Raw genomic sequence first — 12,445 nt, 5'->3', positions numbered from 1 at the left:
CCCCGTTACTGTTCCGTCTCGACGCCGCCGAGGTTCCCCTCGTCGTCGAACAGCTTCGCGCGCAGGAACCGCGCCCGGTACCGGTTGGCTCCCTCGTAGATGTCCGCCTCGCGGATGTCCTCGGCCTCGCCGTCGGCGACGGCATCGATGATGGCCTCGACCTGCTCTTTTTCGCTGGGCGTGAGTTCGAACTCGTAGGTCTGGCTCGTCTCGCCTTCGAGTTTCGTCCACTGGCGTGCGCCGGCGATGACGAGCGAACAGGGTTCGCGGCAGGGGAACTCACCCGACCCGCCGTCGACGCCGAGGTCCGTCTCCTCGTCGTACTGCCACTCCCGGCGCTTGAGACACTGGGAGTCGTCACAGCAGGCCTCGGCTACCCAGTTGACGTGTTCGTAGCCGTCGCCGCGATCCCAGGTCTTGACGACGCCGTAGATTCCCGTCTGGCGGTCGACGGTGTCCCGCCAGTGGTTCACGTCGAGTTCGCCCTCCCGCTCGCGGTGCCAGTTCGCAATGGTCGCCGGGTAGAACGCGTCGACAGTCGTGACGAACTCGCCCGCCGAGAGGGCCGGGAACGCCCAGCCCGTCTGGAGCGACGGCGCGGTCTTGAGCGGACGGTAGCCGCCGTCGTCGTCGTGTTTCGCTATCTCGCGTGCATCGAGCGGGTCGTCATGCGTGTCGAGTGCGCTCGTCCCGACGTCGGCGTCGGCGCGGTGGCGAACACTGTAGGCCCGTTCCCCGTCGGAGAGCGTGACGGTCAGATGGAGTTCGCCCCAGGTCGCGGACACCCCGTCGGCGAGCGCGTCGTAGCGCTCGGCCACGTCCCGTTGCTCTGCCCCTTCGAGCCAGCGGAGGAACGCCCAGCGGTCCGCCTTCTGGGGCGCTGTGGCGTGCCAGAAATACCAGTTTCGGACGTACGGTGACTCCGCCGCCACCGTCCGGAGCGTCTCTTCGTCGATACCACTGTGGTCCACGTCCGGCGTCTGGAACGTGTACCCGTCGCTCTCGTGGGCCACATGGAGGTCGTCGAAGGCGATGCCATCGGGGGCAGTTGCCACCAGCGCGTCCACGTACTCGCCGTCCATACGGGAAAACGGAACTCAGTCGGCAAAAGTCGGCTGGTTCCGGCCAGCCAGCAGTGTCAGTCGGTCTGTGTTCCGGTACGACAGCGGCAGGCGCTGAGCGGTCAGTCGCCGGTCGCGGGCTTCGCGCCGCCGGTCTCCTCGCGCACCTGCTCGATGGCGCTGCTCACGTCGGCTCCCGCGTCAGCCGCTCGCTCAAGCACCACGTCGGCCATCAGCGGCTCCGTTCCGACCGCACCGGCGTACCAGATGTCGTGGCCCTCGACAGTGGTCGGTACGTCGTAGCCCGTCCGGTAGTCGTCGGTCAGGCCCATGTCTTCGGGGATGTCCTCCTGGGTGTGGAAGCCGTCGGCGATGAACAGCGGCACGACGACGATGTCGTCGCTCTCGAAGTAGTCCGCGACGTCGTCGACCTCGGGGTCCTCGTCCATGAACAGCGATTGCACCTCATCAAAGCGGTCCCGCTCGCGGATGCGGTCGGCGTGGTACTGGATGGCCTTCGCGGAGTTCTCGTTGCGCTCCGTGCCGTGGCCGACGACTGCGAGTCCGAACCCGTCGCCGACGTCGGGGTCACCGGTGACGGACTCGGCCCGCTGGACGATGACGTCGCTCATCGAGTCGTGCGTCCCGACCGGGCCGCAGTAGTGGACTGTCTGGTCCGTGTCCTCGGCGGCCAGCGTCGCGTTGGTCGCGCTCGTCCCGTCGGAGTCCCACAGCTCGGGGTCCCAGTCTTCCAGGCGGAACTCCCGTGGAATGACCTGCTCGGTGAAGTAGCCCTCAGAGATGAACAGCGGGACCAGATACACCTCCTCGGCGTCGACGGTCCGCAGCGCCTCCCGGAACGACGGTTCCTCCTTCCAGAAGGACTCGCGGACCTCGCCGAACGCGCCGGTCGCCCGAATCGTGTCGGCGTGGTCGTACGTGGGCGTACTCGACTCGGCGTTCAGATGGGAGCCGTGGGCCGCGATAACGAGTGCTTCGTCCATACTCACCGGTTGGGGCGAGCCGTCCTTAGGGCCTTCGTTGGCCTGTCCGGGTAGCCGGCGGGCTGTTCGGTGTTCAACTCGGAAAGTGAGTGGTTACCGATCGATTCCGCCCGATCACAGCCCGAACAGGAGGACGTAGAACAGCAGTCCGGCTGCTGCCAGCAGTGCGGCGTGTCCCAGCGCGCCAGCAGCGACAACAATGCCACCGATGACTCGTTCCGCCGGTTCCAGGGGCTGTCCGAACACTTGCCGTTCGCGTTGTGCAATAGCCATTGTCCTTCCCTCATGTAGAGAGACAGCCTCCTGTGGCACAATCCCCTATGACTGTTCTCACTTGCTGGGAGCGGACCCGCAGTTCTGCGGGTTTAGCGCGTCCGTACCGTGGTCATGACGGGATAGAACGGGCACCGCTGGCTCTCTCCGGTCGAAGCGCGCTCGCTCGCATCGATAGAACCGCTTTTGTCTGCGCCGTTCGTGCCCGACGCCAATGTCACTCGCAGCCGCGACCAGGGACGCCGTCCGCGAGCGCCCGTTCCTCTACGACGCACTTCGGGCGGGCGTGGTTAACTACACGGCCGCCGCTCGCACGCTCGACATCGACGGCGAGGAGGAAGCCGTCGCGACTGCGCTCCGTCGGTTCGCCGAGGAACTGCCCACCGACCCGCCACACGACAGCGACGCCAGGGTCTCGATGCAGAGCGGGCTTGGCCGGGTCGAGTCCCCCGGTGCTGAGTCGACCGCCGTCCTCACAGTCGGCGACGCCGCCTTCGCCGAGGGCGCCGGTTCGCTGACTGGCATCGTCGCCACCGGTGACCTCTCGGCGGCGGCGCTGGCCGAGGTGCTCGGACGCCTGCGAGCGACCGATATCTCGACCGAGGCCGCCGGCGTCACCGACGACGCGCTCGTCGTGGTGGTGAGCCGCCGCGCGGGACCGGACACGCTCCGGGTGGTCGAAGCGACTGTACAGGGGTGAGTCGCCTTCCGACGGCTTAAAGCGGGCGGCCCCAGTTTCCCCCGGTAATGACGCTTCGCGTGACGAACACGTTGACCGGTGAGAAAGAGCCCTTCGAGCCGCGCGACCCCGACTCCGTGCTGCTGTACTACTGTGGGCTGACGACCTCCGACCCACCCCACCTCGGGCACGCGCGCGGCTGGGTCCACGTCGACGTGATGGCCCGCTGGCTCGACCACCTGGGCTACGACGTCCACCACGTCGAGAACTTCACCGACGTCAACGAGAAGATCGTCGCCCGCGTCGGCGAGGACGGCGACAGCGAGGAGAGCGTGGCCCGCCACTACGTCCAGCAGGTCATCGACGACATGCGGTCGCTCAACCTCGGCCGCGCGGAGGTGTATCCCCGCGTCTCCGAGCACGTCCCGGAGATCATCGACCTCGTCGAGCGACTCGTCGAGGGGGGCCACGCCTACGAACAGAACGGCTCCGTCTACTTCGACGTGACAAGCTTCGAGGACTACGGGAAACTCTCGAACCAGTCCGTCGACGACATCGAGTCCCAGGGCGAGGAGACCGAAGGCGAAAAGCGCCATCCGGCCGACTTCGCGCTCTGGAAGGCCGGCGGCGTCGACCCCGACGACATCGCCGACCACCAGCACCCCGAGGCCGCGCCGGCCGCGGAGGCCTGCCAGACGGCCCAGACCTGGGACTCCCCGTGGGGCGAGGGCCGACCGGGCTGGCACATCGAGTGCTCGGCGATGTCGATGACCCACCTCGACGAGTCCATCGACATCCACGTCGGCGGGCAGGACCTCGTCTTTCCCCACCACGAGAACGAGGTGGCCCAGAGCGAGGCCGCGACCGGAACGCAGTTCGCGAAGTACTGGCTCCACGTCCGACTGCTGGAAACCGAGGAGGAGAAGATGTCCTCCTCGCTGGGTAACTACTTCACCGTCGCCGACGCCGTCGAGGAGTTCGGCCCCGACGTGCTCCGGACCTTCCTCCTGTCGACGGCCTACACCTCGCGGGCGACCTACAGCGACGAGACCATCGCGGAGGCCGAGGAGCGCTGGGACCGCCTGTCCCGTGGCTACGAGCGGGCAGTTGAGGCCTGCGACGACGTGGACGCATACGCGAAAGTAACCGACGAGACGCTTCGTGACGCTGTCGCAGACGCCCGCTCGGCGTTCGAGGCCGCGATGAACGACGACTTCAACACGCGGGAAGCGATGACCGCGCTGCTCGACCTGACGGCCGCTGTGAACTCCCACCTGGATGCCCACGAGCAACGGGACTACCAGGGGCTCCGCCGCGCCATCGAAGCCTTCGAGGAACTCGGCGGCGGCATCCTCGGGCTGGCGTTCGGCGACGACGACAGCGGCGACGTGTCGCTGGCCGGTGACGTCGTCGACCTGGTTCTGAATATCCGCGAGCAGGAACGAGAGGCCGGTAACTACGAACGCGCCGACGAACTCCGGGACGAACTGGAAGCGCTCGGCGTCGAGGTGCAGGACACTGACGACGGGCCGACCTACCGGCTCTGAAAGGGGACGATAGACCGGTTCTAGGACGTTTATCGACGGTGTTTTGTACCTTAGTTAACAGCTTGGGCGGCCAAGCACTTTATATACTGGACACAGTGTAGAAACAACAATGCGAAAGGGCATCCTCACGCTTCTCGTCGGGTTACTCGTCGCCTCGTCGGGCTGTGTCGGCCTGATAACCGGGGAGACAGTCGAGTTCGACTCCGCACCGGCGTCAGTCGGCGACAGTGCGCTCGAAGAGACCGGCTACGAGCAGTCGATGGCTGACGAACAGACTATCGAGCGGACGGTCACCGTCGCCGGGCAGGAGCGAACCATTCGCGTCACGAACCACGTCCGACAGTACGAGCGTGGCATCGACCTCGGACCGCTCGGTGAGGTCAACGCCGGCCGATTCATCGTCTTCTCGACGCCCAGCGCCAGCGTCGCGGGGAAGTCGCTGAACCCGGCCGCCAGCTGGTCCAACGAACGCCTCGTCGAGGAAGTCGCCAGCCGGAACGACCAGATAAACGATGTCCAGTTCGAACGCAACCGCTCGGTTGAGGCACTGGGCGAGTCCCGTGAGGTGGCCGTGTTCTCCGGAACGACGGCCATCGAGGGCCAGGAAGTGGATGTCCTGATTCATCTCACGAGCTTCGAACACGAGGGCGACGTGGTCGTCGCTGTCGCCGTCTACCCGGAACGGATCGACGACCGCGAAGGGCCGCGTGTCGATACGCTGCTCGGCGGCCTCTCGCACTCGGGCAACTGACTGCGGGGACACTGTTTTCTTTCGGGCCAGTGATGACGGAGGCATGAATCGGCTGTTTGTCGCCGGTGCGGTGCTCACGCTCGTCGGCATTGCTGGCTATGCTGTCGGGACGAGCGTCGCCTACCCCGGCCGGTCTGCGTCGGTGACGGCGGTCATGGTCGGGCTGACGGTGGCGGCCGTCGGCCACGCCACGCCGACGGAGGACACACCGTGATTTCCGCAGTGGTGTACGCCGACGGACAGGCAGTGGAGTACGAGGACCTGGCGGCAGCCCGAACGGCCGTCGGGACGACGTGGGTTCACGTCACCGACGCGACACCCGAAGAAATCGACGCCGTCAGTTCCGCCTTCGATCTCCACTCGCTGGCTATCGAGGACATCAAGACCGACGTCCGGGCGAACGTCCAGGAGTTCAACGCCTACACGTTCGCGCTCGTCAAGTCCGCGTCGCTCACGCCCGGCGATACGACGTTCGACAAGGAGGTGAAAACGACGCCGCTTGGCCTGTTCATCGGCCCCGACTGGGTCGTCACGCTGTCGACGGGAGCCGTCCCGTCCGTCCAGCGCGTGATGGACGCCGTCGTCCGCGGGGACGAGCGACTCCTCCACCGCGGCCCGGATTTCACGGCCTACCGGGTCATCGACGTCATCGTCGACGCGTACTTCGACCTACTGGACGAGATCGAGACCGATATCGAACAGATCGAGGAGGAAGTGACCATCTCCACCGATATCGAGACGCTCGAACGGATCAACGACGTTCGGCGCGACCTGCTGTCCTTCCGCAAACAGGTCTGGCCGGCGCGGGAAGCGATCGGCGTGCTCGCCCGTGGCGACCCCAACCAGATCCAGCCACAGACGGAGAAGTACTTCCGGGACGTGTACGACCACCTGGTCCAGATTGTCGACCTGACCGAGACGTACCGCGACCTGGTGGCGGGGGCGCGAGATATCTACCTGAACACGGTGTCCCAGTCGACCAACGAGGTAATGAAGATGCTCACCGTCGTCGCGACCATCTTCATTCCGCTGACCTTCGTGGTCGGCATCTACGGGATGAACTTCGCCGACAGCCCGTACAACATGCCGGAACTGGGCTGGGCGTTCGGCTACCCCGCGGTGATGATCGGGATGGTGATCGTCGTCGCCGTCTTGCTCGCCCATTTCCGCCAGCGGGGCTACCTATAACGCCAGCGGGACGAGCAACACCCCCATCAGAGTCGCCCGCCGAGCCCCGAACTTCGGGGGCAAGTGGCCGACTGCGGTCGCGGCCCCGAACGCACCTACGCCGACCAGCCCCGCGAAGAGCGCGGAGAGACAGATCAGGACCGCAATCACCGACAGCGAAAGGTACGCCGGGTCCAGTCGGCCGACAATCCGGAGGTAGCGGTCGCCGACGGTCGGGACGAGTATCGCGCCGGCGACGGCAGCGATGGCGACCGCGGCGAGCAGTGCCGGGAGCACCAACGGGACTTCGGCCCGGTCGAGCGCGACGAGAACGCCGGTTCGGGGCGTCCCGAGCGAAATGAGCGCGAACAGCGCAAATACCGCTGTCGCCGTGTTGACGCCGCTCGTCGTGACGATGAACGCTCGCGGTCCCTGGTCGGAGATCAGGCCCAGCGCCAGCGTCGCTGCGATAGCGCTGGAGACGCCCGGAATGTAGCCGACTACGCCCCCACAGAGTGTGCCGATACCGGCGAGAACGCCGACCGTTCGTCGCGGCGTCGTCACCGTCGTGTCGGCCTGTGGCGGGACGCCGTCCCCCTCGATAGCGGCCAGGAGCACCGGCGCGCCGAACAGTCCCGAAAACAGTGGGACCAGCACGTCCGACACAGGCAACGCTCCGGTTACCGGCGCATCGAGCAGCCCGATTCCGAGCAGTCCACTGGCGGCCAGGGAACACGCCGCGCCGACCTGCCGACGGCGGCCGCGTTCGGTGACCACGAGCAGGGCGGCGACCCCTGCAAGGAGCACCGGGAGCCAGGGCCGGACCAGCGGATACGCACGCTCCATTCCGAGGGTGAGCGGAACCGCGAGCGGGACGGCAAACACCACGGCCAGCCCGCTCCCGAGCGCAGACAGGCGAAGCGCCTCCCGACCGCGGCCCTCGATGACCAGCTGGTGGCTCGGTAGCGCACTGGCCGCCATCGCCGGGTCCGGGACGCCCAGCGCCAGCGCCGGAATCACGTCGAGAAAGGTGTGTGTCACCCCGGCCGCAAGCATCGCGACGCCGACGTAGAGCCGCGGCCCGGGCAGGCTGCTCGCCGCCGCGGCGAGCAGGAGCGCGAACGTGTTGGCGTGCAACCCCGGAACGAGCCCGCTGAGCGTTCCCAGCCCGACACCCGCGCCGACCGCGGCGAGTAGCGCGAGCGTCGTCGTCGGGTCGACGGCGGGCGTCCCCGGTAGCATACCGGGGCGTGGCCCCGTTCCCGTACTTGAATCTCCGCGACGCTCGGCCTTTCCGGCCGAATCCCCCTGAACCTGGCGAGCTTTTTGGTGTGCCGGCCATTCGTACCGGCATGAGCAACGAGTCCCGAAAGTCGGCTGGGTTCAAGGACCGAACGCCAGTGACGACGGCCAGGGAGACGCTGTTGGACGCAGTGTCCCCACACGAGCGGACGGAGCGCGTTCCGCTGCGCGACGCCGACGAGCGCGTCGTCGCGGGCGAAATCACTGCCGAGCGAGCGGTGCCCCACTACCGGCGCGCAGCGATGGACGGTTTCGCCGTGCGGGCGGAGGACACCTTTGGCGCGAGCCAGCGGTCGCCCGCATCGCTCCGGGTCGGTGAGACGGTGACCACAGAGACAGCGGCCCGCGTACACACGGGGAGCGAACTCCCCGATGGCGCAGACGCCGTCGTGATGGTCGAGGAGACCGAGGTGGCCGGCGACAGCGTCACGGTGTTCGATGCGGTCGCGGGCGGGGAGAACGTCGCCCCCATCGGCGAGGACGTGGCGGAAGGGCAGACGCTGTACGAGGACGGCCACAGGCTCCGCCCGTCGGACCTCGGACTGCTGAAATCCGTCGGGAACGACGCTGTCGAGGTGTACGAGCAGCCAACCGTCAGCGTGATTCCGACCGGGGAAGAACTGGTGCAGGACGATCCGGAGCCAGGACAGGTCATCGAGACGAACGGCCAGACCGTCACCCAGTACGTCGAACGCTGGGGCGGCACAGCGACTTACCGCGATATCGTCACCGACGACGTGGACGCGCTCCGGGCGGCCATCAGCGACGACCTCGACCACGACATCGTGGTGACGACCGGCGGGTCTTCCGTCGGTGAGCGGGACCTGCTCCCGGAGGTCGTCAGTGGAATCGGCGAGGTGCTGATCCACGGCGTCGCGCTGAAGCCGGGCCACCCGGTCGCGCTGGGCGTGGTCGAGGAGACGCCGATTCTCATGCTTCCGGGCTATCCGGTCGCCTGCATCGTCAACGCCGTCCAGTTCCTCCGGCCGGCGCTCCGTCGGGCTGGCCACCTCCCGACGGCTGACCCGCCGACGACCGAGGCCGAACTCACGCGGAAGATCGCCAGCGAGCCGGGGACCCGAACCTACGCGCGGGTGGAACTGCACGATGAAGGCGCGGACGAGCAAACGACCGCGACGCCGACGCGGGCCAGCGGGTCGGGCGTCCTCTCAAGCGTTGCGCTCGCCGACGGCTGGGTCGTCGTGCCGGAGTCCGTCGAGGGATACGACGCCGGCGACACCGTGACCGTCGAGGACTGGGAGTGGTCACAGTGAGCGACCGCCGCGAGTTCCGCGACCTGGCGTCGCCCGAGGAGGCCCACGAAGTCGTGGCTAGCCTCGATATCGACCCCGCCCCGGAGACGGTCCCGCTGGCTGAGGCCCGGGACCGTGTTCTCGCCGAGCGAGTCGACGCCGACATCGACGTACCGGGGTTCGACCGCGCGAGCATGGACGGCTACGCCGTACACGCCAGGGACACCTTCGGCGCTGACGAAGCCGACCCGGTGACGCTGTCGGTCGCCGGCGAAGTTCACGCGGGCGAGGAGCCCGACGTGACCGTCGAACCGGGCGCTGTCGCCGAAATCTCCACTGGCGCGGTGATGCCGCCAGGTGCCGACGCCGTCGTGATGGTCGAGCGGACGACCGAGACAGACGACGGCGTCGAGATACGCACGTCCGTCGCGCCCGGTGACAACGTGATGCTCGCCGGCGCGGACATCGCGGCCGGGGCGCGCGCGCTCGGTCCCGGCACGCGCATCACGCCCAGGGAAATCGGCCTCCTGTCGGCACTGGGCGTCGACGAGGTTCCGGTGCGTGGCCGGCCCCAGGTCGGCATTCTCTCGACCGGCGACGAACTCGTCCGGCCCGGGAACCCACTCGACAGCGCCGCCGGCCAGATATACGACGTAAACAGCTACACGCTGGCCGGCGCGGTCGCGGAGGCCGGCGGCGACCCGGTGATGTACCCCCACGCCGGCGACGACTACGAAGAGATGGAGCGGCTGCTCCACGAGGCGGCCGACGAGTGCGACCTCGTCCTCTCGTCGGGGTCGACCAGCGCGAGCGCGGTCGACGTCATCTACCGCGTCATCGAGGAGCGCGGCGAACTCAGGCTTCACGGCGTCGCCGTCAAACCCGGCAAGCCGATGCTCGTCGGCACTATCGGCGACTCGGCGTACGTCGGCTTGCCCGGGTACCCGGTGTCGGCGCTGACCATCTTCCAGACGTTCGTCGCGCCGGCGGTCCGGGACGCTGCCGGACGGGACCCGCCACAGACAGCGACGGTGTCCGGAACGATGGCGGTTCAGGAACGCTACGGCGAGGGGCGCAGGCGTCTCATGCCGGCCGGACTGGTCGAAGACGAATCGGGCTCCCTGCTGGTCTACCCCGTCGACAAGGGCAGCGGCGCGACAACGAGCCTCGTCGACGCCGACGGGTTCGTGGATGTGCCGCCCGGAACGGATTATCTGGCCGAAGGCGAGGCGGTCGATGTGACGCTGTTCTCCCCGGCAGTCAGACCGCCGACGTTGCTTGGAATGGGCGAGGACGACCCGCTGCTCTCGCGGTTGCTCGACACCGTGTCCCGCCCGCGCTACCTCCCGCTCGGCTCCACCGAGGGGGTCCGCCGCTTCGACAACGGCGTGCCCGATATCGCTGTGGTCGCGGGCCCGGCCGCGGACGACCACGACGCGACGGACATCGGGGGATGGCAGCGTGAGTGGGGACTGGTCGTCAGTCCTGAGGCCGGTGTGGCCGACTTGGGCGACCTCGTCGACGGCGACTACCGCTTTGTCAACCGCGACAGCGCTTCTGGACTGCGGCGGAGCTTTGACGACGCGCTCGACGCACTTGGCGAGGAACGGGGTGTCGGCCGCGCCGAACTCATCGATGCTATCGACGGCTACGAACTCACGACGAAGGCACACGAAAGCCCTGCTCGGAAGGTACTTGCAGGCGACGCGGACGCGGGCCTCGGCCTCCGTGCGACGGCGGCGAAACTCGACCTCGGATTCGTCTCGCTGGGAACGCAACCGGTTCGGGTGCTCGCGAACCCGGACCGACGGGAGAAAGACAGTGTCGGTTCGCTCGCCGAGGTGCTTGCCGACCTCGGCGCACTGACCGACGGGATGGCCGGCATGGAGCCGGAGTAGGTGGAGCCGGTCTGAGCACGGGGAATCCTGCCGAGAATACGTACGGTTTTACCACGGGCAGACGACGTGACCACGCTTGCAGACGACCCGAACGCTCGATCTGTGGTGACCGACGGCGTTGACGACCTGAAGGGCTAAAGACGAGCAAGGCCGAGTGAGTCACAGCGATGCCCGACACACCGCTTGCCGCCGACCTCGACGCCCCGTTCCGGTTCGAGTACGACCCCGCGACGCTACGGTACGGCCCCGACGCCGCTCGGTCGCTGGACACGGAGCTAGACGCACAGGGCGACGACCGCGCGCTGGTCGTCTGTGGCGCTACCGTCGGTGAGACGCCGGCTGTGATGGACTCCGTTCGAGAGGGGCTCAGTGACCGGCTGGCCGGCGTCTTCGCGGAAACGACACCCGCCAAGCGGCTCGGTACCGCTTACGACGGGCTTGAACGCTTCCGCGAGGTCGATGCCGACTGTCTCGTGGCCGTCGGCGGCGGGAGCAGCCTCGACGTGGCGAAAATCATCAGTATCCTCGCGGCGACTGACCGCGACCCGGCCGCTGTTGGCCGCGAGTTCGTCGACACCGGAACGGTTGCCATTCCCGACGGAGACCTGCTGCCCATCATCGCCGTTCCGACCACGCTGGCCGGCGCTGACCTCTCTATTGTGGCCGGCGTCACAGCAGACCCCGACACCTGTCCCGTCGACGAGCCAGCAAGCGGTGGCGTCAGCGACCCGAAGCTGATGCCGGCGGCTATCTGCTACGACCCCCAAATGGTCGCGACGACACCTTGGTCGATACTCGCGGCCTCGGCGATGAACGGCTTCAACAAGGGCATCGAGACGCTGTACGCCGCCAACGCGACGCCAATCACCGACGCGACAGCGGCGCGCGGCCTTGAGCTTCTCACCGAGGGCCTGCTCGCGGTTGGCGGCGGCGACGACGACCCGTGGGTGTATCAGGCGCTCACGCAAGGTATCATGCTCGTCCAGTACGGCATCTCAAGGGCTGACGGGACGACGCTGTCGCTCCTCCACGCTTTTGGCCATGGACTGACTCGGACCTACGAGGTCCAGCAGGGCGCGGCCCACGGAGTCATCGCCCCGCACGCCCTCTCGTATCTGTTCGAGCAGACTGACGGCCGGCAGTCACTCTTGGCCGATGCGCTCGGCGTCGGCAGTGCTGCCGACCCCGCCGCTGCCGTCGTCGACCGAGTCAGTGAGGTGGTGACGACGCTGGGACTGCCGACGCGACTCCGGGATGTCGACGGCCCCGACCGTGAGGCGTTCCCCGAAGTTGCCGACGCCGTCCTCGAAGACGCCTTCATGGCGAACGTCCCGTCAGAACTGGAACCCACACGAAAAGACATCGTCAGCGTGTTAGAGTCGGCCTGGTAGTGCCTTGCTCGGAGACGGGCAAAACAGGCAAAATAGCATACCGCGCGCCATCGGCGCGCGGTTTCACTTCTCGCGACCAGCGGGAGCGAGACGGTCGTTTTTAGCGTAGATTTTTGCGA

At 67.5% G+C, this 12,445-nt stretch carries 12 protein-coding genes; 8 read left to right on the top strand and 4 right to left on the bottom strand.

Annotated elements, in window-relative coordinates; genetic code table 11:
• Nucleotides 1-5: 5 nt before the first annotated feature.
• From C442_RS19070 to C442_RS22335, 3 genes are all read right to left on the bottom strand, one after another.
• Entirely contained in the window at nucleotides 6-1,082 is a 1,077-nt protein-coding gene (locus tag C442_RS19070) for a DR2241 family protein (protein ID WP_008313318.1), read from the bottom strand.
• Nucleotides 1,083-1,183: 101 nt separating this feature from the next.
• The gene (locus C442_RS19065; RefSeq protein WP_008313315.1) at nucleotides 1,184-2,065 is read right to left on the bottom strand and encodes a CbiX/SirB N-terminal domain-containing protein; all 882 of its coding nucleotides are present in this window, start codon (nucleotides 2,063-2,065) and stop codon (nucleotides 1,184-1,186) included.
• Between the two features lie 114 nt (nucleotides 2,066-2,179).
• A complete protein-coding gene (locus C442_RS22335) occupies nucleotides 2,180-2,338 on the bottom strand; it encodes a hypothetical protein (protein ID WP_004956734.1) in 159 nt (52 codons plus the stop codon).
• A 214-nt stretch (nucleotides 2,339-2,552) separates the two neighbouring features.
• Between C442_RS22335 and C442_RS19060 the strand changes: the two genes are divergently transcribed.
• From C442_RS19060 to corA, 5 genes are all read left to right on the top strand, one after another.
• Nucleotides 2,553-3,038, top strand: coding sequence for a DUF7523 family protein (locus tag C442_RS19060; protein WP_008313310.1), 486 nt, complete (start codon nucleotides 2,553-2,555; stop codon nucleotides 3,036-3,038).
• Nucleotides 3,039-3,085: 47 nt separating this feature from the next.
• Nucleotides 3,086-4,564, top strand: a complete 1,479-nt coding sequence (gene cysS, locus C442_RS19055; protein WP_008313308.1) for a cysteine--tRNA ligase — start codon at nucleotides 3,086-3,088, stop codon at nucleotides 4,562-4,564.
• Between the two features lie 109 nt (nucleotides 4,565-4,673).
• A complete protein-coding gene (locus C442_RS19050; RefSeq protein ID WP_008313306.1) occupies nucleotides 4,674-5,315 on the top strand; it encodes a DUF6517 family protein in 642 nt (213 codons plus the stop codon).
• A 43-nt stretch (nucleotides 5,316-5,358) separates the two neighbouring features.
• The gene (locus C442_RS22330) at nucleotides 5,359-5,529 is read left to right on the top strand and encodes a hypothetical protein (protein WP_008313304.1); all 171 of its coding nucleotides are present in this window, start codon (nucleotides 5,359-5,361) and stop codon (nucleotides 5,527-5,529) included.
• Nucleotides 5,526-6,503 (top strand): magnesium/cobalt transporter CorA, encoded by a 978-nt coding sequence (gene corA / locus C442_RS19045; RefSeq protein WP_008313302.1) that lies wholly within the window; start codon nucleotides 5,526-5,528, stop codon nucleotides 6,501-6,503. The genes C442_RS22330 and corA overlap by 4 nt, the downstream gene beginning before the upstream one ends.
• Here corA and C442_RS19040 read toward each other — a convergent pair.
• Nucleotides 6,498-7,724: a tripartite tricarboxylate transporter permease gene (locus tag C442_RS19040; protein ID WP_008313300.1), complete on the bottom strand. Its 1,227-nt coding sequence runs from the start codon at nucleotides 7,722-7,724 to the stop codon at nucleotides 6,498-6,500. The genes corA and C442_RS19040 overlap by 6 nt on opposite strands.
• 110 nt (nucleotides 7,725-7,834) lie before the next feature.
• Between C442_RS19040 and C442_RS19035 the strand changes: the two genes are divergently transcribed.
• From C442_RS19035 to C442_RS19025, 3 genes are all read left to right on the top strand, one after another.
• Entirely contained in the window at nucleotides 7,835-9,058 is a 1,224-nt protein-coding gene (locus tag C442_RS19035; protein WP_008313299.1) for a molybdopterin molybdotransferase MoeA, read from the top strand.
• Nucleotides 9,055-10,935, top strand: coding sequence for a molybdopterin biosynthesis protein (locus tag C442_RS19030; protein WP_008313297.1), 1,881 nt, complete (start codon nucleotides 9,055-9,057; stop codon nucleotides 10,933-10,935). The genes C442_RS19035 and C442_RS19030 overlap by 4 nt, the downstream gene beginning before the upstream one ends.
• A gap of 167 nt (nucleotides 10,936-11,102) precedes the next feature.
• A complete protein-coding gene (locus C442_RS19025; protein ID WP_008313295.1) occupies nucleotides 11,103-12,326 on the top strand; it encodes an iron-containing alcohol dehydrogenase family protein in 1,224 nt (407 codons plus the stop codon).
• Nucleotides 12,327-12,445 lie beyond the last annotated feature (119 nt).

The organism is Haloarcula amylolytica JCM 13557 (assembly GCF_000336615.1).
Lineage (GTDB): Archaea > Halobacteriota > Halobacteria > Halobacteriales > Haloarculaceae > Haloarcula > Haloarcula amylolytica.
Note: the sequence above shows the minus strand (reverse complement) of the source record. Positions and strands in the feature narration are given on the sequence as shown.

Coding starts and splice junctions, on each gene's coding strand:
- C442_RS19040 (WP_008313300.1), bottom strand. CDS start 7,724: ATGCTACCGGGGACGCCCGCCGTCGACCCGACGACGACGCTCGCGCTA.
- C442_RS22335 (WP_004956734.1), bottom strand. CDS start 2,338: ATGGCTATTGCACAACGCGAACGGCAAGTGTTCGGACAGCCCCTGGAA.
- C442_RS19070 (WP_008313318.1), bottom strand. CDS start 1,082: ATGGACGGCGAGTACGTGGACGCGCTGGTGGCAACTGCCCCCGATGGC.
- C442_RS19050 (WP_008313306.1), top strand. CDS start 4,674: ATGCGAAAGGGCATCCTCACGCTTCTCGTCGGGTTACTCGTCGCCTCG.
- C442_RS22330 (WP_008313304.1), top strand. CDS start 5,359: ATGAATCGGCTGTTTGTCGCCGGTGCGGTGCTCACGCTCGTCGGCATT.
- cysS (WP_008313308.1), top strand. CDS start 3,086: ATGACGCTTCGCGTGACGAACACGTTGACCGGTGAGAAAGAGCCCTTC.
- C442_RS19065 (WP_008313315.1), bottom strand. CDS start 2,065: ATGGACGAAGCACTCGTTATCGCGGCCCACGGCTCCCATCTGAACGCC.
- C442_RS19060 (WP_008313310.1), top strand. CDS start 2,553: ATGTCACTCGCAGCCGCGACCAGGGACGCCGTCCGCGAGCGCCCGTTC.
- C442_RS19025 (WP_008313295.1), top strand. CDS start 11,103: ATGCCCGACACACCGCTTGCCGCCGACCTCGACGCCCCGTTCCGGTTC.
- C442_RS19035 (WP_008313299.1), top strand. CDS start 7,835: ATGAGCAACGAGTCCCGAAAGTCGGCTGGGTTCAAGGACCGAACGCCA.